Source organism: Cupriavidus agavae (assembly GCF_004217045.1).
Lineage (GTDB): Bacteria > Pseudomonadota > Gammaproteobacteria > Burkholderiales > Burkholderiaceae > Cupriavidus > Cupriavidus agavae.
This window is the reverse complement of record NZ_SGXM01000001.1, coordinates 1,048,830-1,073,182: the sequence shown is the minus strand read 5'-3', so window position 1 is coordinate 1,073,182 and position 24,353 is coordinate 1,048,830. Positions and strand designations below refer to the sequence as shown.

The 24,353-nt window shown below is 65.7% G+C and carries 23 protein-coding genes; 5 read left to right on the top strand and 18 right to left on the bottom strand.

Annotated elements, in window-relative coordinates:
• Position 1 precedes the first annotated feature (1 nt).
• Together EV147_RS04865 and EV147_RS04860 are read right to left on the bottom strand one after the other, a co-directional pair.
• Positions 2-973 (bottom strand): isoaspartyl peptidase/L-asparaginase family protein, encoded by a 972-nt coding sequence (locus tag EV147_RS04865; protein ID WP_130389968.1) that lies wholly within the window; start codon positions 971-973, stop codon positions 2-4.
• A 13-nt stretch (positions 974-986) separates the two neighbouring features.
• Positions 987-1,889, bottom strand: a complete 903-nt coding sequence (locus tag EV147_RS04860; RefSeq protein WP_130389967.1) for a MurR/RpiR family transcriptional regulator — start codon at positions 1,887-1,889, stop codon at positions 987-989.
• A gap of 291 nt (positions 1,890-2,180) precedes the next feature.
• Between EV147_RS04860 and EV147_RS04855 the strand changes: the two genes are divergently transcribed.
• Positions 2,181-4,109, top strand: coding sequence for an ATP-binding cassette domain-containing protein (locus tag EV147_RS04855; protein ID WP_130389966.1), 1,929 nt, complete (start codon positions 2,181-2,183; stop codon positions 4,107-4,109).
• A gap of 57 nt (positions 4,110-4,166) precedes the next feature.
• On the opposite strand, the gene EV147_RS04850 is transcribed toward EV147_RS04855, so the two are convergent.
• The 3 genes from EV147_RS04850 to alr form a co-directional block, all read right to left on the bottom strand.
• Complete coding sequence (locus EV147_RS04850) at positions 4,167-4,655, bottom strand: disulfide bond formation protein B (protein WP_130389965.1); 489 nt, start codon at positions 4,653-4,655, stop codon at positions 4,167-4,169.
• 93 nt (positions 4,656-4,748) lie between these two features.
• Positions 4,749-6,116: a DNA repair protein RadA gene (gene radA, locus EV147_RS04845; protein WP_130389964.1), complete on the bottom strand. Its 1,368-nt coding sequence runs from the start codon at positions 6,114-6,116 to the stop codon at positions 4,749-4,751.
• An 8-nt stretch (positions 6,117-6,124) separates the two neighbouring features.
• Entirely contained in the window at positions 6,125-7,240 is a 1,116-nt protein-coding gene (gene alr, locus EV147_RS04840; protein ID WP_130389963.1) for an alanine racemase, read from the bottom strand.
• A gap of 455 nt (positions 7,241-7,695) precedes the next feature.
• On the opposite strand from alr, the gene lplT reads away from it, so the two are divergent.
• Complete coding sequence (gene lplT / locus EV147_RS04835; protein WP_130389962.1) at positions 7,696-9,015, top strand: lysophospholipid transporter LplT; 1,320 nt, start codon at positions 7,696-7,698, stop codon at positions 9,013-9,015.
• Between the two features lie 55 nt (positions 9,016-9,070).
• On the opposite strand, the gene EV147_RS04830 is transcribed toward lplT, so the two are convergent.
• The 7 genes from EV147_RS04830 to EV147_RS04800 all read right to left on the bottom strand — a co-directional run bounded on the left by EV147_RS04830 (position 9,071) and on the right by EV147_RS04800 (position 15,331).
• Entirely contained in the window at positions 9,071-10,165 is a 1,095-nt protein-coding gene (locus EV147_RS04830) for a DUF1853 family protein (protein WP_130389961.1), read from the bottom strand.
• Positions 10,146-11,039, bottom strand: a complete 894-nt coding sequence (locus EV147_RS04825; RefSeq protein ID WP_130389960.1) for a uracil-DNA glycosylase — start codon at positions 11,037-11,039, stop codon at positions 10,146-10,148. The genes EV147_RS04830 and EV147_RS04825 overlap by 20 nt, the downstream gene beginning before the upstream one ends.
• Positions 11,036-11,596 carry a ribosomal protein S18-alanine N-acetyltransferase gene (rimI, locus tag EV147_RS04820; protein ID WP_130389959.1) on the bottom strand — a complete coding sequence of 187 codons (561 nt, stop codon included), beginning with the start codon at positions 11,594-11,596 and terminating at the stop codon, positions 11,036-11,038. Before rimI ends, EV147_RS04825 begins: the two co-directional genes overlap by 4 nt.
• Positions 11,593-12,351: a tRNA (adenosine(37)-N6)-threonylcarbamoyltransferase complex dimerization subunit type 1 TsaB gene (gene tsaB, locus EV147_RS04815; RefSeq protein ID WP_130389958.1), complete on the bottom strand. Its 759-nt coding sequence runs from the start codon at positions 12,349-12,351 to the stop codon at positions 11,593-11,595. The genes rimI and tsaB overlap by 4 nt, the downstream gene beginning before the upstream one ends.
• 76 nt (positions 12,352-12,427) lie before the next feature.
• Positions 12,428-13,300, bottom strand: coding sequence for a putative mucin/carbohydrate-binding domain-containing protein (locus EV147_RS04810; RefSeq protein ID WP_157994663.1), 873 nt, complete (start codon positions 13,298-13,300; stop codon positions 12,428-12,430).
• Between the two features lie 214 nt (positions 13,301-13,514).
• Positions 13,515-14,387, bottom strand: a complete 873-nt coding sequence (locus tag EV147_RS04805) for a putative mucin/carbohydrate-binding domain-containing protein (RefSeq protein WP_157994662.1) — start codon at positions 14,385-14,387, stop codon at positions 13,515-13,517.
• Between the two features lie 77 nt (positions 14,388-14,464).
• Positions 14,465-15,331 (bottom strand): putative mucin/carbohydrate-binding domain-containing protein, encoded by an 867-nt coding sequence (locus tag EV147_RS04800; RefSeq protein WP_157994661.1) that lies wholly within the window; start codon positions 15,329-15,331, stop codon positions 14,465-14,467.
• A 230-nt stretch (positions 15,332-15,561) separates the two neighbouring features.
• On the opposite strand from EV147_RS04800, the gene EV147_RS04795 reads away from it, so the two are divergent.
• Positions 15,562-15,831, top strand: a complete 270-nt coding sequence (locus EV147_RS04795) for an acyl-CoA-binding protein (RefSeq protein ID WP_130389954.1) — start codon at positions 15,562-15,564, stop codon at positions 15,829-15,831.
• Here EV147_RS04795 and EV147_RS04790 read toward each other — a convergent pair.
• The 4 genes from EV147_RS04790 to EV147_RS04775 form a co-directional block, all read right to left on the bottom strand.
• On the bottom strand, positions 15,828-17,309 hold the full coding sequence (locus EV147_RS04790) for a DHA2 family efflux MFS transporter permease subunit (protein ID WP_130389953.1): 1,482 nt from the start codon (positions 17,307-17,309) through the stop codon (positions 15,828-15,830). The two genes, EV147_RS04795 and EV147_RS04790, sit on opposite strands and share 4 nt — an antisense overlap.
• Positions 17,306-17,776, bottom strand: a complete 471-nt coding sequence (locus EV147_RS04785; protein WP_130389952.1) for an SRPBCC family protein — start codon at positions 17,774-17,776, stop codon at positions 17,306-17,308. The genes EV147_RS04790 and EV147_RS04785 overlap by 4 nt, the downstream gene beginning before the upstream one ends.
• 147 nt (positions 17,777-17,923) lie before the next feature.
• Entirely contained in the window at positions 17,924-19,507 is a 1,584-nt protein-coding gene (aceB, locus tag EV147_RS04780) for a malate synthase A (RefSeq protein WP_130389951.1), read from the bottom strand.
• Between the two features lie 43 nt (positions 19,508-19,550).
• Positions 19,551-20,252 (bottom strand): haloacid dehalogenase type II, encoded by a 702-nt coding sequence (locus EV147_RS04775; protein WP_130389950.1) that lies wholly within the window; start codon positions 20,250-20,252, stop codon positions 19,551-19,553.
• Between the two features lie 84 nt (positions 20,253-20,336).
• Here EV147_RS04775 and EV147_RS04770 point away from each other — a divergent pair, with 84 nt between their 5' ends.
• Together EV147_RS04770 and EV147_RS04765 are read left to right on the top strand one after the other, a co-directional pair.
• Entirely contained in the window at positions 20,337-21,365 is a 1,029-nt protein-coding gene (locus tag EV147_RS04770) for a LysR family transcriptional regulator (RefSeq protein ID WP_407923196.1), read from the top strand.
• A gap of 142 nt (positions 21,366-21,507) precedes the next feature.
• Positions 21,508-21,942, top strand: coding sequence for a universal stress protein (locus tag EV147_RS04765; protein WP_130389948.1), 435 nt, complete (start codon positions 21,508-21,510; stop codon positions 21,940-21,942).
• Between the two features lie 317 nt (positions 21,943-22,259).
• Here the strand turns inward: EV147_RS04765 and EV147_RS04760 are convergent, their stop codons facing one another.
• Positions 22,260-23,084 (bottom strand): LytR/AlgR family response regulator transcription factor, encoded by an 825-nt coding sequence (locus EV147_RS04760; RefSeq protein ID WP_130389947.1) that lies wholly within the window; start codon positions 23,082-23,084, stop codon positions 22,260-22,262.
• Between the two features lie 8 nt (positions 23,085-23,092).
• A complete protein-coding gene (locus tag EV147_RS04755) occupies positions 23,093-24,262 on the bottom strand; it encodes a sensor histidine kinase (protein WP_235844602.1) in 1,170 nt (389 codons plus the stop codon).
• Positions 24,263-24,353 lie beyond the last annotated feature (91 nt).

Here is a 24,353-nt window from a genome sequence, read left to right as displayed (position 1 = left end):
ATCAGCCGTAGATCCAGACGTTGACCGGTTCGCCCACGCGGGCCACGCCGCGGTACATGCCTTCGGTGTTGAACGGCAGCGTGACGTTGCCCGCGCGGTCCACCGCGATCAGGCCGCCACGGCCCTGGATGGCCGGCAGCTTCTCCATCACCACGCGCCGGGCCGATTCCTCCAGCGACAGGCCCGCATAGCGCATCTGCGCCGACACGTCGAATGCCGCCGAGGTCCGGATGAACATCTCGCCCGTGCCCGTGCACGAGACCGCCGCCACATCGTCGGCATAGCAGCCGGCGCCCAGCACCGGCGTATCGCCCACGCGGCCCACCTGCTTGTTGGTCACGCCACCGGTCGAGGTGGCCGCCGCCACGTTGCCCCTGGCGTCGCAAGCCACGGCCCCGACCGTGCCGAACTTCTTGTCCGCGTCGAGCGGATCGGCCGGCTTTGCCGCCTGCGCCGCCAGCGTGGCCGCGTCGTGATCGAGCAGCGCCATGCCGGCCGTCTCGCGGGCGCGCAGCCACTGGTCATGCCGCGCCTGCGTGAAGAAGTATTCCGGGGCGACCAGTTCCAGGCCCTGCGCCTGGGCAAACGCCTCGGCACCTTCGGCGGCAAACAGCACGTGCTCGCTGTGCTCCAGCACCGCGCGGGCCGCCAGCACCGGGTTGCGCAGCCGCTTGACGCAGGCCACGGCGCCCGCGTTCAGCGTGGCGCCGTCCATCACCGAGGCGTCGAGTTCGTAGGTGCCGGCGTGGGTCAGCACGGCGCCACGGCCGGCGTTGAACAGCGGGCACTCTTCGAGCAGCCGCACGGCTTCGGTCACGGCGTCGAGCGCGCTGCCGCCATCGGCCAGCACGCGCTGGCCAGCCAGCAGCACCTGTTCCAGCGCCGCGGTGTACTCGCGTTCGCGCTGGGCGTCCATGGCCGCACGGGTAATCGTGCCGGCGCCGCCGTGGATGGCGATAACAGCTTGAGACATAAATCCTTCTGCTTCAGTCAGGAGATTTCGGTGCGGCGCGGCCATCGCGCGCACCGGGCGCGCCGTACAGCCACGGCAACAGGAATTCGGTCATCTCGGCGGCGGCCTTGACGGAACGCGCCGAACGGTAGGCCACGGCGCCGCACAGCGCCTCGATCAGCGCCAGCACCGTGGCGTCGGAATTGGCGGAAAGACGATTGCCGGCGTTGGCATAGAGGGCAATGTCGGCCAGCGGCGCCAGCGGCGACGTAGGGCCATCGGTCAGCGCCAGCAGCCGGCCGCCGTGCGCCTTCACGCGCTGCGCCAGCAGCATCGTGTCGGTGACGTAGCGCGGGAAGGCCACCACGATCACCAGGTCTTCGGGCGTCAGCTTGAACAGTTGGCGCGCCGCGTGCGAGGCGCCCCCCACCGTCGAGACCGACGTCACCATGCGGCAGTGCATCTCCAGCCCGTGCTGCATCAGCCCGGACAGGAAACCGCTGGCGCCGAAGCCCATCACGTAGACCCGCTGCGCGCCCAGGATGGCATCGCAGGCGCGCTCCACGGCATCGGCATCGAGGTTGCGGCGGGTCTGTTCGAGGTTGCGGGCGCCGTCTTCCAGCGCGGCGGCGAACACCTCGCCCACCGTGGTGGGACGCGCCAGTTCGTCGCGCAGCCGCTCCACCGGCGCCAGCGTGGCCTCGAAGCCGCGCACCAGTTCGGCGCGAAACTGCGGATAGCCATCGAAGCCGAGCGCCTTGGCAAAACGGTTGGCAGTCGCCACCGAGACATCGACGGCCGTGGCGAATTCGTCGATACGCATCGTTGCGGCCCGGAACAGGTTGTCCAGCACGTAGTTCGCCATGCGCTGGTGCGCGGGCGTCAGCGTGGGCATGGCGCGGGCAATGCGTTCGGAAATCGTCTGGCCGTCAGGCATGGGGTTCTGCGGGTGGGTCGGATTCGGGTGGGCCCGGTGCACCGGTTCGGGAAGCGGACATCGCCGTTTCGTGAAAAGGCACTTTCCCGGTGCGCCAATCTATGTAAATGAATTTACACGCAATTGCCATGCCCGGCCTCCCCAAAGTGACGGTTTAGGGGAAATCCCTCAATACATGGAACGAAACATGAAAGCTGGCCGAAAGCCGCCGGCTCCGGCGCGGGCGTCGGCGGCCGTTCCGCCGCGCTACAATGCCGGCCTGCCAAAAGAACGCTTTTTCCGCTTCCCTCCGTGATACGAATCGACCAGCTTGTCCTCCAGCGCGGCACCAAGGTGCTGTTCGACCACACCTCCGTGACGCTCAACCCCGGCGAACGCGTGGGCCTTGTCGGCGCCAACGGGAGCGGCAAATCCACGCTGTTTGCCATGCTGCGCGGCGAACTGCACGCGGACGGCGGCGATGTCTTCGTACCCGCGCAGTGGCGCGTGGCCCACGTGGCGCAGGAGACCCCGGCGGTTGGCCGGACCGCCGTGGAATACGTGATCGACGGCGACACGCAGTTGCGCGACATCGAGGCCCGTATCGCCGCTGCCCAGGCCAGCGGCGACGGCTCGGCCGAGGGCGAAGCCCATGCCGCCTATGCCGATGCCGACGGCTACACCGCCGCTGCCCGCGCCGAGGCGCTGCTGCTGGGGCTGGGCTTCACGCTGCCGCAGGTGTCGCAGCCGGTGGCTTCGTTCTCGGGCGGCTGGCGCATGCGCCTGAACCTGGCCCAGGCGCTGATGTGCCCCTCCGACCTGCTGCTGCTCGACGAACCGACCAACCACCTGGACCTCGACGCCATCGTCTGGCTCGAAGACTGGCTGGCGCGCTACGCCGGCACGCTGGTCATGATCTCGCACGACCGGGAGTTCCTCGATGCCATCTGCACCGTAACGGTGCATATCGAGAACCAGCAGTTGAAGCGCTACGGCGGCAACTACACGCAGTTCGAGACGATGCGGCTGCAGCAGATGGCCCAGCAGCAGGCGGCCTACTCGCGCCAGCAGAAGGAAATCGCCCATCTGGAATCGTTCATCACGCGCTTCAAGGCCAAGGCCACCAAGGCCCGGCAGGCCCAGAGCCGCGTCAAGGCGCTGGAGAAGATGGAGCGGCTGGCGCCCGTGCACGTGGCCGCCGGCTTCGCGTTCGAGTTCCGCGAGCCCGATTCGGCGCCGAACCCCATGATGGTGCTCGAAGGCGTGGACTGCGGCTACCCCGAGGCCGATCCGCCCGTCACCATCCTGCACAGGCTCGCCCTGTCGATCCAGAATGGCCAGCGCATCGGCCTGCTCGGGGCCAACGGCCAGGGCAAGTCGACGCTGGTCAAGACGCTGGCCGGCACCCAGCCGCCGATGAACGGCACGGTACGGCTCGGCAAGGGGCTGGTCATCGGCTACTTTGCGCAGCATCAGCTGGAAACGCTGCGCGACCATGATTCCCCGCTGCAGCATCTGGCACGGCTGGCGCCCGACGTCCGCGAGCAGGAACTGCGCGACTTCCTCGGCAGCTTCAACTTCCGGGGCGACATGGCTACCTCGCCCATCGAGCCGTTCTCGGGCGGCGAGAAAGCCCGGCTCGCGCTGTCGCTGATCGTCTGGCAGAAGCCCAACCTGCTGCTGCTCGATGAGCCGACCAACCACCTGGACCTCGACACCCGCGAGGCGCTGACCATGGCGCTGGCGCAGTTCGAAGGCACGCTGATCCTGGTGTCGCACGACCGGCACCTGCTGCGCGCCACGTCCGACCAGTTCATGCTGGTGGCCGATGGCACGATCCGCCCGTTCGACGGCGACCTCGACGACTACCGCGACTGGCTGCTGCAACAGGCCGCCGCCAAGCGCAACGCCGCCGCGGCCAGCCACGCCTGCGACGCGGCCGATACGCCGGCCGTGAACCGCAAGGACCAGCGCCGCGCCGAAGCCGACGAGCGGGCACGCCTGTCGGTGCTGCGCAAGCCGCTGACCAGGGAACTGGAAAAGGTGGAGAAACGCATGTCGACGCTGCAGGCCGACAAGGCCGTGATCGACGCGTTCATGGCCGAATCTTCAAGCTATGAAGAGGCCAACAAGGCAAAGCTGATGGAGATGCTGAAGCGCCAGGGCGAGGTCACCGGCGAACTGGATCAGCTTGAGGAACGATGGCTGGAACTGCAGGAACAGATCGAGCAGATTGCTTGATGCTTGCCCGCCGTTCGGTTTGCTCCCCTCTCCCGCCCTGCGGGAGAGGGGAAAAAATCAATACCGGTAATGCTTCTCCCGCCGGATCAGTCCTACCGCCAGCGTCAGCGTCAGGATCACCAGCCAGATCAGCGACCAGGCCGGGATCGACAGGCCCAGCAGCGGCGGCAGCGGTGCGGTGCACAGGCCGTCCGAGTAGAACAGTTGCGGCAGCAGGCGGGCGGTGGGCAGCGCGTTGACCCAGTTTTCCAGCGGGTCGATGCCGCACGAGGCCTTGGGATTCAGCAGCAGCGAGACGTGGTAGCCCGCCACCGCTATGCCGGCCACGCCGGACAGCATGCCCAGCCCCTGCCACAGCGTGCGCGTGTTCTGCGCGATGGCGGCCAGCAGCGAGAAGATACCGATGCCCGCGAACGCGAAGCGCTGCATGATGCAGAGCGGGCACGGCTGGTAGCCCTGCACATGCTGCATATACAGCGCTGCGCCGAACAGCGCGAACGAAATGAAGGCGATCAGCAGGAAATAGGCTCGGGAATTGGCTTGCATGAGGTTTGCGTCAATCAGCAGCGGCGAATGTGGCGTCGAGGCGCATTATTACCCATTTTGCTGGCGGCTTGCCTGCCCCGGACGCAAACCCGCTCAGTCAAAATGCCGCACCCGGTCGATGGCCTGTTCGAGCCGGTCCACGGCGATCACCTCGATCCCCTCGATCGGCTGCTTCGGCGCGTTCGCCCTGGGAATCACCGCCATCGTGAAACCGAGCTTGGCGGCCTCCTTGAGCCGTTCCTGCCCGCGCGGGCTCGGCCGGATCTCGCCCGCCAGACCCACCTCGCCGAACACCACCAGCCCGCGCGGCAGCGGCTTGTTGCGCATCGACGAATGGATCGATAGTAAAACCGCCAGATCCGCAGCCGGCTCGGTGATCTTGACCCCGCCCACGGCGTTCAGGAACACGTCCTGGTCGAAGCACGCCACGCCCGCGTGACGGTGCAGCACGGCCAGCAGCATCGCCAGCCGGTTCTGTTCCAGCCCCACCGCCAGCCGGCGCGGATTGGGCACGTTGGCGGTATCCACCAGCGCCTGCACCTCCACCAGCAGCGGCCGCGTGCCCTCCTGCGTCACCAGCACGCAGGAGCCGGCCACCTGCTCCGCATGCTGCGACAGGAATAGCGCCGAGGGATTGCTGATGCCGCGCAATCCGCGCTCGGTCATCGCAAAAACGCCAAGTTCGTTGACCGCGCCAAAGCGGTTCTTGAACGCGCGGATCAGCCGGTGCGACGAATGGGTGTCGCCCTCGAAGTACAGCACCGTGTCGACGATGTGCTCCAGCACGCGCGGCCCGGCCAGGCTGCCTTCCTTGGTCACGTGCCCCACCAGGATGATGGTGATGCCCGTACTCTTGGCGATGCGCGTCAGCTGCGCCGCGCATTCGCGCACCTGTGCCACCGAGCCCGGCGCCGAGGTCAGCGCCTCGGAGTACAGCGTCTGGATCGAGTCGATGACTGCGACGTCAGGCTTGTCGGCGTCGAGCGCGGCCTGGATCTTCTCCAGCTGGATCTCGGCCAGCAGGCCCAGCGTCGCGGCCTCCACGCCCAGCCGCTGCGCGCGCAGCGCGATCTGGGCGCCCGACTCCTCGCCGCTCACGTACAGCACACGCTTGCTGGCCGACAGGTTGGCCAGCGTCTGCAGCAGCAGCGTGGATTTGCCGATGCCCGGATCGCCGCCAATCAGCACCACCCCGCCCGACACCAGGCCGCCGCCGAGCACACGGTCGAATTCCTCGATACCCGACGAGAAGCGCGGCACATCGGCCGCCTCGATCTCGTTGAGCTTGCGCACCACGGCGGACGCCGCCAGCGGCTGGAAGCGCCGCGCGGTGGACGAGCCCGTCTCGGCCACGCTCTCGACAAGTGTGTTCCAGGCATTGCACTGCGGGCACTGGCCCGCCCAGCGCGGCGTGGTGCCGCCGCACTCGGTGCAACTGTATACAGTCTTGGTCTTGGCCATCGGCGGGATCAGGCGTGGCCGGCAGGGTCGGCCGTGGTCAGCGTGGCCACCGTGGTCGGCACCCGCAGCGCCAGGCCGCACATCAGTTCGTAGCCCACGGTGCCGCTGGCGGCGGCCACGTCGTCGATCGGCAGGCCATGGCCCCAGAGCGTGACCGGCGTGCCGACGCGGGCCTTGGGGCACGGGGTCAGGTCCACGCAGATCATGTCCATCGACACCCGGCCCACCAGCTCGGTGCGCACGCCGTCGACCAGCACCGGCGCGCGGTGCTCGCCCCAGCCGGCCGCATGGCGCGGATAGCCGTCGGCATAGCCGCAGGCCACGACGCCAATCCGCATCGCACGGTCCGCCGTGAACATCGAGCCGTAGCCCACGGTATCGCCGGGCTGCAGGTCCTGCACGCCGATCAGCTCGCTGTGCAGCGACATGGCCGGCTGCAGGCCAGTCTCGGCGATGTCGGCCGACAGGCCGGTTGGCGAGGCGCCGTACAGGATGACGCCCGGCCGCACCCAGTTGCGATGCGCGGACGGATGCCAGAGCACGGCCGCCGAGTTCGACAGCGTGGCCTCGCCCGGCAGATTCGCCGTGGCCGCCTCGAACGCCTCGATCTGGTGCGCAATCCCGCGCGGGCTGTCCGCGTCCGAGAAATGCGTCATGTGATCGATACTGCCCACGAAAGACATCGTCCGGGCCCGTTCCCAGGCGGCGCGGTACTGCGCCGGCCGGAAGCCGAGCCGGTTCATGCCGGTGTTCAGCTTGAGCTGGATGGCCAGCGGGCCCTTGGGCCGGGCCTGTTCCAGCATGCGCAACTGTTCCTCGCAATGCACGGCGGTGGTCAGGCGGTACTGCTCGATCAGGGGAACATCCTGCGGCTGGAAGAATCCCTCCAGGAGCAGGATCGGCCCCTGCCAGCCGAGTTCGCGCAGCAGCACGGCCTCGTTGAGGTCCAGCAGGCCGAAGCCGTCGGCGCCCTTCAGGCCGGCGAAGGCGCGCCGGATGCCATGCCCGTAGGCGTTGGCCTTGACCACGGCCCAGACACGGGCCGTGGGCGCATGGCGGCGTACCACTTCAAGGTTGTTGGCCAGCGCGGGCTGGTGGATGACGGCGTGGATGGGTCTTGGCATGGATGTGGCTGCTTGCCGGCCGCCGATCGGGGAAGACCCGGTCGGCACCCTGGCGGATTGGGGCGTTACGCTGGCGAGGACTGTGCGGTGGCAGGCATGCCGGGCTTGGCCGGTATGCGCCGCCGCGCAGTCGGGGCCACGTCGCGCAGGCGATATTTGAACACATCGGGAACCTCGCGTTGGGGAAACCATCCGTGGATGTACTGTCCAATACGCGTCCCGCAATGTGCTGAAATGTCGTTGTTTCGTGATATAAAGCCGGACGCTCCGGCCATGTTTTCAAAGAGATGCAAATGTCAATGACGGTGAGGACAGCCGGACGGCGTGCGAAGGTTACGCAACCGACCCAGTTTGACAAGGGCGGCGCGACAGGTTCCCTGCAAGCCGCGGCCCTGCCCGCCGGTGCACTGTTGCCCGCCCACCCGGCTATCCGCGATGGAGACAAAGTCCAAGGTATGAAGAAGGGTTTCTACACGATCATGGCCGCGCAGTTCTTTTCGTCGCTGGCCGACAATGCCCTGCTCATCGCGGCCATTGCCCTTCTGACCGAGTTGCATTCCCCGCAGTGGATGACGCCGCTGCTCAAGCTGTTCTTCGTGCTCTCCTATGTGGTGCTTGCGGCATTTGTCGGCGCGTTCGCCGACTCCATGCCCAAGGGCAAGGTGATGCTGATCACCAATGCGATCAAGATTGCCGGCTGCGCCATCATGATGTTCGGGCTGCACCCGCTGCTGGCCTACGGCATCGTCGGTTTCGGCGCGGCGGCCTACTCGCCGGCCAAGTACGGCATCCTGACCGAACTGCTGCCGCCCGAGAAACTGGTCATGGCCAATGGCTGGATCGAGGGCCTGACCGTGGGCTCGATCATCCTGGGCACCGTGGTGGGCGGCGCGCTGATCTCGGTGCACCTGTCATCGATCCTGCTGCGGCTGGACCTGCCCTACATCGATACCGGCATCAACACCCCCGCCGAGGCGGCGATGGTGGTGATCATGGTGTTCTACTTCATCGCGGCGCTGTTCAATTTCTTCATCCCCGATACCGGCGCCCGCTACCCCCAGCAGGAAAAGAACCCGATCAAGCTGATCGCCGAGTTCGGAGACTGCTTCATCGCGCTGTGGCGCGACAAGCTCGGCCAGATCTCGCTGGCCGTGACCACGCTGTTCTGGGGCGTGGGCGCCACGCTGCAGTTCATCGTGCTGAAGTGGGCCGAGAAGTCGCTGGGCCTGAACCTGTCGCAAGGCGCCCTGCTCCAGGCCGTGGTGGCCGTGGGCGTGGCGGTTGGCGCCATTGCCGCCGCCGCGCGGATTCCGCTGCGCCGCTCGCTGTCGGTGCTGCCGTTCGGCGTGGCGATGGGGGCCACGGTGATGCTGATGGCGTTCTACACCAAGGACACCATGCCGGCCGTCACGCTCGACTTCTTCGGCATGGCAATGCCGCTGCACATGGCCATCGCCTATGTGTTCCTGGCCATCGTCGGGGCCATGTCGGGCTATTTCGTGGTGCCGATGAACGCGCTGCTCCAGCACCGCGGGCACGTGCTGCTGTCCGCCGGACACTCGATTGCCGTGCAGAACTTCAACGAGAACGTGTCGGTACTGCTGATGCTGTGCCTGTACGCGCTGCTGATCAAGCTCAACGTGCCGATCGGCTTCGTGATCGTGGCGCTGGGCCTGTTCATCTGCGCGACGATGGCGCTGGTCATGCGCCTGCACAAGCACAATGTGAAGGTCTACAACTCGCTGGCGATGATCGGCGAGGACAAGCACCACTGAGCGCCGCGTTCGCCAGACCCAGCAAAGCCGCCTCAGTTCATCAGGGCGGCTTTTCTCATGGCCGGCCGGCGCGCAGCCGGGCCCTGCCTTCCCAGTCGGGCGGCACGATGAAGCCACGGGAGCGTTCCAGCCAGACACCCGGCTCGCCTTCGGCCGGCGTCAGCTCGCAGATCATGACGGGCGCCTCGCGCCGCCAGACCTGATCGGGATCGGCGAAGCGCCGGGCCAGCGCCTGGCACAGCGTGCCTGCCTGCTCGGTGCCCGCCTCGTCCACGCGGGCGCCGGACAGCCAGTCCACCCGCGGTAGCCGGCACCAGCGGGAGCCCCGGTTCTCCGGCGCCGTGGCCCGGGCATGCCACGCTTCGAGCGTGGACCACCAGCCGTGCAGATGATCGGGCGCGATCCCGAGCGAGGCCAGCCCCGGCGGCAGCACCCCATCGCGGTAGAACAGCCAGCCCAGCAGGTAGATTTCGCTGCGGTTCACCGGGCAGCCGACCAGCGCCTCGGCCTCGGCCGTGCGCCCCAGCGGCAACTGGCGCCGCACGATGTGATCGAGCTTGTCGCCCAGGCGATCCACGAGGTTCGGGCCCACGAAGGCGCGGCGATCCGTCCCGCCATCGATTGCGTCGACCATCAGGTAGAACTTGGCGGCCATCTCCCAGTGCACCACCTGCCCGAGCGCCGGATCGCGCCAGATCAGGTCAAGTTCACCGAGTGTCTGGATGCCGTGCCCGTTCGCGCGCCGGATTGGCACGTTGGCCGCCATCAGGGCCATGCCCGGCGCGTGCCCGAGCGCGAAATGGAGCAGGCGCTCGGCGTGCCGGCCCAGCCGCAGGCTGCGGCTGCCGGTCGGGTCCGGGTGCCCGCTCAGTTCGGCAATGGTTTCCGGAAGCGTGTCCGGGTCGGCGTGTGCGAGCCAGGCCTGCCACGCGGCGCGCTCGCCAGCCGGCCACTGGGCCAGCCGCGCCACTTCGCTGCGGTATTCATCGGGCAGCGCGGCCAGAAGCGGCGGCGACAACGTGCACCAGGCCAGGTCGCGCGTGCGCTGCGACGCGGCACTGCGCCAGAGTGGCAGGCGTGCCTCGGCACCGGCCGGCGTGGCGCCGCCCGGCGTGCCCGGTTGCACGAGATCAGGCTTCAACTCCCGCACGATGATGTACCTCGCGTGCCAGGCACAGGTCTTCCCACGCCCGCGCCTTGTCGGTCAGCGTGCGCAAGAGGTAGGCCGGATGGTAGGTCACCACGACCGGGATGCCTTCATAGGCGTAGATCGTGCCGCGCAGCTTGCCAATCGGCGTGTCAGAGCGCAGCAGCGTCTGAGCGGCAAAGCGGCCCAGCACCACGATCACCTTCGGCTGGATCAGTGCGATCTGGCGCTTCAGGTGCGGCTCGCAGAGCGCCACCTCGTCCGGCTCGGGATTGCGGTTGCCGGGCGGCCGGCACTTGAGCACGTTGGCGATATAGACGTTGCGGTCGCGCGCCAGGCCCAGCGCGCCAAGCATGTTGTCGAGCAGCTTGCCGGCCTGGCCGACGAACGGCTCGCCCTGCAGATCCTCGTTCTCGCCCGGCGCCTCGCCAACGAACATCCACTCGGCCCGCTGGTCGCCCACGCCAAATACGGTATGGGTGCGGGTATTGCACAGCCCGCAGGCCGTGCAGCCGGCCACGGCCTCGGACAGCGCGGGCCAGTCCATCGCGGCGATGGCCGCCTCGCGCCCGGTCTGGACCTGCGGATCGGCAGACGGACGCGGCACCGGGCGCGGCGCTACCTCGGCCGGGGCGTCGAATGCCTCGACGGTTTCGGCAAGGTCGGACGGCTCCGGCGCCATGTCGACCACGGCCGGCGGCGCCGTCGCGGCAACGCGCTGCACGGCCTCGGCAACGACCTCGGGCACCGGCTCGGCCAGCGCCATGCCGGCCTCGGCTCCGGCCATCGCCTCCGCTGCGCCACCGGGCGCGGCATCGCGCGGCACCCACTCCACGGGAATGCCGAGTGCCTCCAGGAACAGGGCGCGGCGGCTCATGCCGGCACCCCGCCTGTCTCGCTGGGCCACATGCGGCGCAGCACCAGCGCATCCTCGCGGCCCAGCGCCGTGGCCGGGTAATACCCCTTGCGGCGGCCGATCTCGACAAAGCCGGCCTCCAGGTAGAGCGCCAGCGCCCCGAGATTCGACGGCCGGACTTCGAGCAGCATCGTATGCAGGTTGCCGCGATGCGTGGTGGCCAGCGCGATGGCCAGCAACAGCCGGCCCAGCCCCTGGCGCTGGCGGTCGGGATCGACCGTAATGTTCAACAGGTGCATCTCGTCGACCACCGGCATCAGCATCGCGTAGCCCACGAGCGTGTTCGACGGGTCGCGCAGCGTCAGCCCGCCATGCCCCGCCTTGAGCGAATTCTCGAAGTTGCCGCGCGTCCACGGGTGCGAATAAGCGCGCTGTTCGATCCGGGCCACTTCCTGCAGGTCGCGTGCCGTCATGTGGTCGAGCGTCCAGCCGGGTGCGAGCTGCGGCATGACCGGGATGATCGGCCAGGCCGGCTGCAGCGCGCCGTCCGCCGGGTCGGGCAGCATCGCGGCGCTCATGGTGTGGCTCCCTGGGCGGTCTGAGCCGCCTTCAGTTTCTCGGCCGCCACCGCTTCCCGCTCGGCAATGGTCTGCGCGACCTTGTCGCGCACGTAGATGGGCATGGCGTCAGCAGCATCGATCGTCTCGCCCCGCGCCAGCGCCCGCAGGCCGATGGCAACCATCGCGCGGGCATCGGGCATGGCGTCCGGCAGCACCCGACTGGCCTGCGCGGCCACGGCCAGCCGCTCGCCAAACACCACCGCGCCGTTGCCGGCCAGCCAGAATTCGCCTTCGGGCCGCACCACCGCGTCCGGCGCCCCGACGCGCGTCGCGCCGGTCTCGCGCCATTCCTCGTCCTGCCACCGGAAGCAGGCCGAATACGCTTCGTCCATGCGGGCATCGAGCGCCACCAGCACTGAGGCATCAGCGGGCAGCGGTATGGCGTTTCGCGCACTTTCCGCGCAGGCCATCAGGACATTGACGGGAATGACGGGGAGCTCGGCGCCGAAGGCCAACCCCTGCGCCACGCCGCACGCCGTGCGCAAACCGGTAAACGAACCGGGCCCGGCACCGAACGCCACGGCGGCACAGTCGGCCAGCCTGATACCGGCCTCGGCCAGCACTTCGCCAACAGCCGGCAGCACGCGGGACGACGAACGCGCGCCGGTGTGCTCATGGCGGGAACAACACTCGAACGCGCCGTCAGCGGCAACGCGTCCGAGTGCGACAGAACACCACTCTGTGGAGGTCTCGACAGCTAGGATCCAGGACATGGCAGCGATTGTAATCGCTGCGGGGGGAAAGCAACATCGACGAGGTTCCTGGAACTTCCGCGACAGGATCGCGCGGTCAGACCAGAAGCAGGCCGCGCGGAACCGCCTTCAACGTGAATTTCTGGCTGAGACGGGAGACGACGTCCGAGTCGAGGTTCAGAAGGTTGGGGAACACGGTGGTTCCATCCATATACAGCGTGCTGCCCTCTGGAAAGGGAAGTTGGACCGAACCTGGCACCTGCGAGGTATTTGGCCGGGCACTACCGGTCAGAACCTCGTGGCCGTTCTTGTCCCGAACCTCATAGTAATAAGCGATGATATTCGCATTCTGTTCACACGGCATGCCAGCAAGGGTCCGGACGATGATGGTGCCCGTGATCAAATTGATATCGAAATGCATGACATCGTCATACCTCCAACAATTTTCTACAAACACCCGAAACTCATTGCCTGAAAACGTGGGCACCGAGCCCAACCGCCCCATGGCAGGCGCAACATCGATACCGTCCGTGCCGATCGTAATCTGCGTGTTCCGTGACGCCGTCAGTGCCGTGCCGGTCGTCTCATTCTTGACGACGCAGCGCGTATTGTGTTCCGCATGATGGAAATACAGAACATCGCCGCCCGATTCGGAAAGCGGGAAGACATAGTTGGTGACAGCAACCTCCTGGGTACCGATGAAATCGTAGGAATACAATTCGATGCCATCTGCCGTCTTGAAGCTGACATACGCGTAGGTATCCGGGAAATTGTCGTGCACGAACACCGCACTGGTTTCGAACTCGATCCGCTTCAGATTCAGATCGATCGTCACCAGCAGAAACGGCGTCTCTCCAAACCCTCGCATCGTCACGGTAAAGCGCCGGCCGGTTGACAGGCCAAGGGGCCGGCCCGGGCCATTGCAGGGGCACGGTACTTTAGCTGGATGATGCGTTGCAGTCTGTTCCATTTCTCGCTCCATGTTCTTTCACTGCCGGAACCGTTTCCGACCAACTCATAATCCGATCTCCCGAAAGAAAAATAAAATGGAAAATCATGGATTCGTTATGGCCTGGCATGGATTCGAGCCGATAAACCAGCACGCGCACGCCGCCAGGGCGGCGTGCGGGAGAGGGGGGAAGACGCTTACGTTCGCGCGCACTTCAGGCGTCGGAATTCTGCTCTCAGACCTGAAGCAAACCTCGCGGCACAGCTTTCAGCGTAAAGTGGGTGCTGAGGCGTGAGATCGCATCAGTGTCGATATTGAGTAGATAAGGAAATCCTGTGGACAACGTAACTTCCAGCGTCGAACCTTCGGAGAAGGCATGCTGAACGGACGATGCTGGCGACGTTGTATGGTTCTTGATTGATGCCTGCGCCACGAGCTGACCATTCTTGTCTCTCAAGTGGTAGGACAGCGCGACGACCCCGAGCGAGGCACTACATGGAAGCACTGCAAAGGTCCGGATAATGATCGTGCCAGACACCAGATCCATGTCGAAATCCACATACGTGTCCATATCCCAGCATTCATTCACGAAAAGCCGGAATTTATTCCCTGAAAACGTGGGTACGGTTCCCAGCCTCCCCATGGAAGGCGCGACATCGATACCCTCCGTGCCAACCGTAATCTGCGTGTTCCGTGACGCCGTCAGTGCCGTGCCGGTCGTCTCATTCTTGACGACGCAGCGCGTATTGTGTTCCGCATGATGGAAATACAGAACATCGCCGCCCGATTCGGAAAGCGGGAAGACATAGTTGGTGACAGCAACCTCCTGGGTACCGATGAAATCGTAGGAATACAATTCGATGCCATCTGCCGTCTTGAAGCTGACATACGCGTAGGTATCCGGGAAATTGTCGTGCACGAACACCGCACTGGTTTCGAACTCGATCCGCTTCAGATTCAGATCGATCGTCACCACCAGAAACGGCGTCTCTCCATACCCTCGCATCGTTACGGTGAAGCGCCGTCCTGTTGACAGGCCAAGCGGCCGGCCCGGGCCATTGCAGGGGCACGGTACTTTAGCGGGCTGATGCATTGCAGAATGTTCCATTTCCTGCTCCATTAACTTTCACTGTCGGAACAGTTTCCGATCAGGTTCATATGCAACGTGGCAAATAAAAAATGTGGTCAGACCTGCAACAGGCCGCGAGGTACGGACTTCAGCGTAATCGTGCCGATACGCGACAGAACATTCGTTTCGAGATTGAGGATAAATAGCCGTACGGCCATTACGTTAAGTTGCAGCGTCCAGCCTTCCTCCAAAGACCAGTCATGTGCGTAGGGCACGGGCGTACGATTGGAAAGAAGACTTGCCCCATTTACGTATTGACCGTGCTTATCCATCAAAAGGTAACTGAAAGCGACGGGAGGTTCATCCACGTTGGGGAACACCGGAAAGACCTCGGTGGTAATTTTCGCAGTAACCAGGTCAATATTGAAATACATTACATCGGCGTAATCATCAAAATTACGAACGATGATCCTGAACCGGTTGCCCGCAAATGTCGGGACCGAACCCAGGCGGTTCGACGCAGCAGAAATATCAATGCCATCAGGCTTTACAACAACCTGTGAAAACCGTGATGCCGTCAGTACAGCTCCGGTTGTCTCATTTTTCACAACACACCGCGAATTGTGCTCGGCATGATAAAAATACAGCTGTTCGCCACCCGATTCAGAAAGAGTAAATGTGTAGATGGAAGGAGAAACCCGCTGATTGCCAATGAAATCGTGCGAATAAACTTCGACGCCTTCAGCATTCTTGAAACTGACATAAGCATAAGTCGTCGTGAAATTACTGTGCACCAGTACAGCGCTGGACTCGAACTTGATCCGTTTCAGGTCCAGGTCGATCGTCACGACCAGGAATGGCGTGTCGCCGTAGCCGCGCATCGTGATGGTGAAGTGCCGTCCTGACGACAAGCCCAGAGGGCCGCCCGGCGCGTCAGGAGGGCACGGTTCTTGAGGCGGACAATACGTAGTTGGCTGTTCCATTTCTGGCTCCATTGCCGATCCAATGTCGGAACCATTTCCGACCGGCCGATCGTCGCGCTAAGCGAATGAAATCTGAATGGAACAAGGATGGATTCGACGCAGTCGCCCGCACGGTGGCCCACCTGACGACAAAACCGAAGCCTCCCTCTGATTTTCCTGTCTGAAACAGCCGGCACGAGGCGATATCATCGGCCATCCATCTCACCCATCCCGATTCCACCGGAGACCCCATGAGCGATCTGCAAGCCCGTTTCGACCAGGCCCAACTCGACGTCAAGACCCTGTCCGAGCGTCCCAACAACATGACGCTGCTGCGCCTGTACGCGCTGTACAAACAAGGTGCCGAAGGCGATGCGCACGGCGACAAGCCGGGCATGACCGATTTCGTCGGCCGCTACAAGTTCGAAGCGTGGGAAACGCTGAAGGGCACCAGCCAGGACGACGCCAAGCTCAAGTACGTGGAGCTGGTGGCCGATCTGCTGGCTGGCAGGGAGAGTTAAGCAGGAGGATTGGCGCTGCCCACCCCCGGCGCGGGCCGTGGCCGGATGCGCCAGGCGGCCAGGATGGCCGTGGCAATGACGACGCCTACCGCCAGGAAGGTTTCGTCGAACGCATGGATGCGCGCCGCTTCGGCGGCCGCTCCGCCGCCGGTGGTCAGGTCTGCGCCGTGATGGCCAAGGCGCCATTGCAGCCCTACCCCGGCCAGGCTCACGCCGATGGCGCCGCCGAGTTGCCGCACGAAGTTGATGCAGCTCGACCCCTGCGCGATCAGCGAGAAATCCACGCCGCGCATCGATCCAATGGTCAGCGACGGCAGGATGCAGCCCAGCCCGATCCGGCCGATGATCGCGTACAGCACCAGCAGCACGTAAGGCGTGGCCAGCGAGCCGGTGGCCATCAGCAGGAACGATCCGGCCAGCAGCGCCAGCCCGAACGACACCTGCCGGTGCGGCAGGATGCGGTTGGTCAACCGGCCCGCCACGGCAATCGTCACCGCCAGCGCGATGCCCGCAGGCATCAGCACCAGCCCCGCCGCCGACGGCGTATAGGCCAGCGCGGTCTGCATATAGACCGGCAGCAGGTAGGTGGAGCCAAACAGCCCCGCCCCGTAGATGAACGCCACCACGGCCCCCGCCGAGAACTGGCGATAGCTGTACAGCCGCATGTTCATCAGCGGATCGGGCGCGCGCAACTGCCAGGCCACGAAGCCCACCAGCATTGCCACGCCAAAACCGGCCAGCGCCAGCCCCGACACCAGGTTGCCGCGCAACTCCACTACCCCGTTGAGCAGGCTGACCGTCGCCACGCCCACCAGCGCGAGCCCGCGCCAGTCCAGCGGCTTGCGCTCGCCGATCATCGCGGAATCCACGGCCATGTAGCGCCGCGCCATGAACCAGCCGGCCACCGTCAGCGGCACCACCACGAAGAAGATCGAGCGCCAGCCGAACAACTCGACCAGAAAGCCGCCCAGGCTCGGCCCGATGGCCGGCGCCAGCACCACGCCGAAGCCGAACAGCGACAACGCCTTGCCCTGCTCGCGCTCCTCGAAGAAGCGCAGGATGAAGATGTTGGGCAGCGGCTGCATGATCCCGGCGGCAATCCCCTCGGCCACGCGCATGGCCAGCATCACGCCGAACGTGGGAGAGAACCCGCCGATCAGGCCGCCCGCCCCCAGCAGCACCAGCGTGCCGATGAACGTGCGGCGCAGCCCGTAGCGGTTCAGCAGCCACGGCGTCAGCAGCATCGACAGCGTCATGGCAATCATGAAGCTGGCGGCCACCCACTGGGCACGCTCCTGCCCCAGCGTGAAATGGCGGCTCAGGTCAGGGATGGCGACGTTGACGATGGTCGACGACACGATGGAAGACATCGTGCCAAGCATCAACGTCATCAGGATCAGCCAGCGCAGCCGCTCGCCATGGCGCTCGCGCAACGCCGCGCGGGTGGGGCCGCCGCGCGGCGGCTCCTGGACGCTCACCCGAGCCGTCCCGTGGCGGCAATCTCGCGGATCTTGCGCACGGTATCGAGATCGGCCTCGTGATAGGCGGATTTCACGATCTCGGCATAGCGGTCGTCGCCCGACGGGTCGACGTTCGGCATGGTGGTCTCGTAGATGAAGCGCACCAGCAGCGCCAGCGGCGTGGGCGTCTCGATGATCATCGAGAGCGAGCCGCCGGCATGCTCGGCCGTAGGCTCGGTTTCATACCGCACCATCCTGCGCGCCTCAAGCGTCACATGATCGCGGATACTGGCCTGCCCGAAATGCAGCACGCGTTCCAGCCAGCCATCGCCCCGATCGACAATCTCCGCACGATCCAGCCCCAGCACGAACAATTCAGGCGACTCGGCCCGCAACACCAGCCCCTGCCAGAGCTGGTCGGCCGTCAGCGGCTCCAACTGCGGGTTGTTGGGGTCATTGATCTCAACCAGGTGCTCGAAACGCAACTTCACTCTCCCAGATCGTAGTTTTCCGTATTATGGGGCTTCTGCAGCCGTCGTGAGGGTCCTGACGCGGCAGCGCAGTGCGGATACAAAAACCCCCACGGCTCACACCGTGGGGGTTTTTCAAACAACCGACCTGCCAAACTACATTCAGACTTCCTCGTACAGCGGCAGCGTCAGGAACTCGGCGAAATCTTCCGACGTCGACATCTGCTCGAAGATCTGGGCGGCGCGGTCGTAGGTGGGGCCCGTGCCGGCCACTTCCTTGACCTTGGCCAGTTCTTCCGGAATCAGCGCGCGCACCAGTTCGGCGGTGACCTTGCGGCCGTCTTCCAGCTTGCCCTTCGGCGAGCGGATCCACTGCCAGACCTGCGAGCGCGAGATTTCGGCGGTGGCGGCGTCTTCCATCAGGTTGTGGATCGGCACGCAGCCGTTGCCGGCCAGCCAGGCGCCCAGGTAGTGGATGCCCACGTTGATGTTCATGCGCAGGCCGTGCTCGGTGATCGGCGTTTCGGGCTTGAAGTCAAGCAGGTCGGCGGCCTTCACTTCCACGTCCATGCGCTGTTTGCCGAACTGGTTGGGCTTGTCGCCCAGCACGTCCACGAACTCCTTCATGGCCGGGGCCACCAGGCCCGGGTGGGCCACCCAGCCGCCGTCGTAGCCGTCCGTGGCATCGCGGCGCTTGTCGCTGATGATGCCTTCCATGGCGATGGCGTTCTTCTCCGGATCGTTCTTGATCGGGATCAGGGCGCTCATGCCGCCGATGGCCGGTGCGCCGCGCTTGTGGCAGGTCTTCAGCAGCAGCAGTGCGTACGAGCGCATGAACGGCGCGGTCATCGTCACCTTGGCGCGGTCGGCCAGGCAGAAGTTCTTGTCCACCTTGAACTTCTTGATGCACGAGAAGATGTAGTCCCAGCGGCCCGCGTTCAGGCCGGCGCTGTGGTCGCGCAGTTCGTACAGGATTTCTTCCATTTCGAACGCGGCCAGGATCGTCTCGATCAGCACCGTGGCCTTGACCGTGCCCTGCGGCAGGCCCACTTCGTTCTGCGCCATCACGAAGATGTCGTTCCAGAGGCGGGCTTCCAGGTGGCTTTCCAGCTTCGGCAGGTAGAAGAACGGGCCGGCGCCGCGTGCGATCTGTTCGCGGGCGTTGTGGAACAGGAACAGCGCGAAGTCGAAGATGCCGCCCGAAATACGCTTGCCGTCGATCGTGACGTGCTTCTCTTCCAGGTGCCAGCCGCGCGGACGCACCTGCAGCGTGGCGATCTTGTCGTTGAGCTTGTACTGCTTGCCGTTGCTGTCCAGCGTCAGCGTGCGGCGCACGGCGGCCTTCAGGTTGACCTGGCCCTGCATCTGGTTGTGCCAGTTCGGGGTGTTCGAATCCTCGAAGTCGGTCATGTAGCTGTCAGCGCCCGAGTTGAAGGCGTTGATCACCATCTTGGCCTCGACCGGACCTGTGATTTCCACGCGGCGGCATTCCAGCGCCTGGGGCACCGGGGCTACCTGCCAGTCGCCTTCGCGGATGTTCTTCGTTTCCGGCAGGAAGTCGGGGATCTCGCCGGCGTCGAGGCGCCTGGCGCGCTCCTCGCGGGCGGCCAGCAACTCCTGGCGGCGCGCATCGAAAGCGCGGTGCAGCTTGTCGACCAGCGCCAGGGCTTCCGGCGTGAGGATGTCTTCGTAGGCCGGCAGGATCTCGCCGGTAATCTTCATGCCCGCGGGCAGCGTGATAGCCATCAGTCTTCTCCTGTGTGCGATGGTGATCGAGGGTTGGCCTGGCTCAGACCGCCACGCCAGCGGCGGTGACGAAGTCGAGCAGGTCGTTCATGTCGTGCCCGGTGCCGGTGGGCGCCACGTCGAGGCGCTCCGCCGGGTGGCCGGCACGGTTGATCCAGAAAGTGGTGTAGCCGTACCACGTGGCGCCGCACGCATCCCAGCAGTTCGACGAGACGAACAGGATCTCGGCGGCCGGCAGCTCGAAGGCGCGCGGGCCCAGCGCGTAGGCGGCCGGCGCGGTCTTGTACTGGCGCACGGCATCCACCGACAGCACGTGGTCGAACAGCCCATGCATGCCCGCGCTCTTGACCGCGATGTCCAGCATCTGCGGATTGCCGTTCGACAGGATGCCCAGCGGCAGCCCGGCGCGGCGCAGCCGCTTGAGCGCGCCCAGGTTCTCGGGAAAGCCCGACAGGCAGGCGTACTCCTTGAGCATCTGCGCCTCGGTGGCGTCGTCGAGCTTCAGCCCCAGGCGGTCGGCCGCGTAGCGCAGCGCGTCGATCGTGATGTCCCAGAACGGCTTGTAGCGGGCGCCGTCCGGTGCGGCCAGCGAGCGCAGCCGGGTGTAGTCGATCTGCCGCTCGCGCCACAGCAGCGCCAGCGCCTCGCCCTTGCCGGGAAACAGCTGCTCCGCGCGCGCGGTGACGGCGTACACGTCGAACAGCGTGCCGTAGGCATCGAAAACGACTGCGCGGATCTTGTTCATCGGAGGTCTGAGTGGGCCTGTACACGGTTGAATGCAGTGCATTGTAGAGAGACGTTGCAGTGCGGCAAAGTCGGGGTGGGTCACTTGATCTTTTACTTTTCCGCTACTAATCTAGGCCGTCTCCATCAAGACTCGTGTATCAGCGAGCTAACAATCGTGGACCATTTCAAGCAGCTTGAGACATTTGTATCGGTTGCATCACGTGGCAGCCTGTCCGCCGCCGCGGCCGCCGAGGGCGTGGCGCCGGCCATCATCGGGCGGCGCATCGATGCGCTCGAAGAGCGGCTCGGCGTCAAGCTGCTGGTCCGCACCACGCGCAAGATCACGCTGACCTTCGAAGGCTCGGCCTTTCTCGAAGACTGCCAGCGCATCCTGAACGACCTCCACAACGCCGAAGCCAGCGTCTCGGCCGGCGGCGTCAAGGCCAGCGGCCATCTGCGGGTTACCGCCCCGGCCGGCTTCGGCCGCAAGCACGTGGCGCCGCTGGTGCCGCTGTTCATCGAATCGCACCCCGACGTCACGCTGACGCTCGACCTCTCGGACCGCGTGGTCGACCTCGTCAATGAAGGCTTCGACTGCGCGATCCGGCTCGGCGACCTGCCCGACTCCAGCCTGGTCTCGATCCGGCTGGCCGAGAACCGCCGCGTCGTGGTGGCCTCGCCCGAATACCTGGCCCGCGCCGGCACCCCCCAATTGCCCGAGGACCTGGCGCGCCACAACTGCCTGGCCTTCGGCGCCAGCGCCAACGTGCAGCGCGGCTGGGTCTTCCAGCAGGACGGCCGCCCCGTCACCATCAAGGTGGGCGGCACCATGGAGTGCACCGATGGCGCGGTCCTGCACGCCTGGTGCCTGCAGGGCCACGGGCTGGCCTGGCGCTCGTGGTGGGAGGTGGGCCAGGAGATCGTCAGCGGCCGCCTCGTGACCGTGCTCGACGAGTTCCAGGCCCCGCCCATCGGCATCCACGCCGTCTTTCCCCAGCGCAAGCACCTGCCGCTGCGCGTGCGGCTGTTCATCGACCACCTCAAGAACACGTACGGCAACCCGGCCTACTGGCGCCGCGCCGAGCAGGCGCCGTCCAGCGCCGCCGCCGAAGTCCACGCCGTGGTTGCCTGAACAACAATTCGAATGCGTGGTCAATCGCACAATCTTGATAAATGGCAATGACGCAGACTGCACACTGACTACAATCGAATCACACAGGCACGCCGTACGACTGATCGCCTGCTTCCCGTCCACTCGTGCAAGGAGGTCCGGTATGTTCAAGCACATCCTGTTACCCACCGACGGCTCGGAGTTGTCGAAGAAGGCCATCGACGGCGGGCTGGAACTGGCCAAGGCCATCGGTGCGCGCGTCACCGCCTATGTCTGCCTGGAGGAATATCCGTATACGCCCTTCAGCGAGATCGTGGTCGAGGCCCCGCAGGCGTTCAAGGACCGCATCGAGAACCAGGCCCGGCTCTACCTGAAGGAAATCGAGACCGCCGCCGTGGCCGAGGGCCTGCCGTTCGACGCCGACATGAGCACGTTCGCCGTGCCCTACCTCGGCATCATCGACGCGGCGGAACGCCATGGCTGCGACGTGATCTTCATGGCCTCGCACGGCCGGCGCGGCCTGTCGGGACTGCTGCTCGGCAGCGAAACCCAGAAAGTCCTGACGCATACGGATATTCCGGTCATCGTCTACCGGTAGATCCCATCCCTTAAAAAACCCGCGCCGGGGGTCTCCCGGCGCGGGGCCAAACCAGCGGCACGATGGTCGCGCGCCGCTTCCCGAATTTCCCTTCCCCCACAGTCCTGTGTCTTATATAAGAGTGTAACGACGGACACGCGCGCCCAAGCACTTTGTGGCGAACGAATTTCATCTTTGGATTCAATGGCTTGCCCGTGGCTTATCACGATGTGGCAAGCCATCCTTCCACGTGGGATATGGCGATTCTGCGATGTCGGCGGGGATTTTGCGGGACAGGATTTCGTTTCGGATGGTGGGATCTGGCGCCCGCCCCGCCCCTACATCTGCTTGAACAAGTGTGCGTACTGCCTGGCCACCGGCAGCGATTCCGGCCGGTCGCGCAGTTTCAGGGACAGCCGTCCCAGCGACTGGTTGACCGCGCTGGCCACGCAGTCGATGTTGACCACGGTGCCGCGGTGTATCTGCCAGAAGCGGTCGGGGTCGAGCTGCTGGATCAGTTCGCGCAGGCTGGTGCGGATCAGCGCCTCGCCGCTGGTAGCCACCACGTTGACGTATTTGTCGGTGGCGGCCAGGTAGATCACCTCGTCCACGGGGATGATGCGCACCTCCTGGCCCACCAGCGCCTTGATGAAGCGCAGGTACTGGCCACGCGCGGCGGCGGGCCGCTCCAGCAATTCCAGCCGCTGCAGCAACTGGGCAAGCCGGTCGGTATCGACCATCGTGCCGATATCGGCGGGCGCGTCCCCGGTGTCGCTCTCCTCCCCGGCCTTGGCGGCCAGCCGGGCCTTCAGGCGGCACACCGTGGCCTCCAGCCGGTCGTGCTGCACGGGCTTGAGCACGTAGTCCACGGCGGCGCGCTCGAAGGCTTCCAGCGCGAACTGGTCGTAGGCGGTGACAAAGACCACCAGCGGCGGGCGGTCGAACTCGATCAGCTCGCGCGCCACGTCCATGCCGCTCATGCCGGGCATGCGGATATCGAGAAAGGCCACGTCGGGCTGGTGGGTACGCGCGGCGTCCAGCGCCGCGACGCCATCGTGCACCACGGCGGCGATCCGGGCCTCGGGCCACAGCGCGCCCAGTTCGGCTTCGAGAACTCGGGCGAGCAGCAGCTCGTCGTCGGCGATCAGCAGGGTCGGGGGCATGGAAATGGTCAGGGCGTGGCCGGTTCTGCGCCGGGTTCGGCGCCCGCAGGCGTCGGGCGGCCCGCGTGGGGGGCGCGCATCGGGGCGATGGCGGGCGCGTCGCTGCGCGTGAGCGGCAGCGTGAGCCGCACCACCACGCCGCGCGGCGTGTTTTCTTCCATCTGCATCGTCGCCGCCGCGCCAAAAATCCGCGCCAGCCGCTCGCGCACATGTGTCAGGCCCAGACCGGACCCGCCCTTGCTGCACGGGGCGCCCTGCGTGAAGCCCACGCCGGTATCGGCGATGGCCACCTCCAGCACGCCCTCCCCGGCCTCGCGCGCCGACAGCACGATGGTGCCGCCGCGCATGCACGGTTCGATGCCGTGCGTGACGGCGTTCTCGACCAGCGGCTGGATCAGCATCGGCGGAATCTCGGCATTGGCCAGTGCCGGCGGCAGGTCGATCCGGTAGTCGAGCCGCGCGCCAAAGCGCATGCCCTGGATATCGAGGTAGCTGCGCAGCAGTTCGAACTCCTGCGCCAGCGTGCAATGCTCGGCGCGGGTGTGCGAGAGCGACATGCGCAGGAAGCCGATCAGCCGCTGCAGCAGTTGCCGCGCGGCGCGCGGATCGGTGGCAATCAGCCCGTCGAGGTTGGCCAGCGAGTTGAACAGGAAGTGCGGCTCGATCTGGGCCTGCAGCGCCATCAACTGGGCGCGCACCAGTTGCTTCTCGGCCTCCTCGCGCTGCAGCGCGTCGAGCGCGGCCTGCCGCTCCAGGTAGGCCAGCTTCTCGCGCGACCAATAGAAATAGATCATGCTCGCCGACGCCAGCATCCCGACGATCAGGCACATGCGCAGCATGTCGCCGGTGGCGGCCGCATCCTTGACGGGCAGGTCGAGCACCACGCGCGTGGCCCAGCTGCCGGCCACCACGCCCAGCGGCACCGCCACCACGGCCAGGCACATGAACGGCCAGCGGCGCGGCCGGTCGTTCCACCAGATCAGCACGCGCGGGATATCGATCAGCACCCAGATCGCCAGTCCGATCAACTGGCTGTAGACAAAGTTCTGCACCAGCGAGCCGCCGGTCTGGAACCCGTAGTTCAGGCTGACGGCGATCACCGTGTTCATGCAGAGCACGAACAGCAGGTCTCGCGCCAGGATGTTGAGCCGTGACGGCACCGCGCACGACATGCGCATGAATCTCTCCCTCCTTCTTGCCAGCCGGCCGCGTGGCACTCTGATGATGCACTGCGGCATGGGGCGGCCCGGGGCATCGGACAGGTCCGGG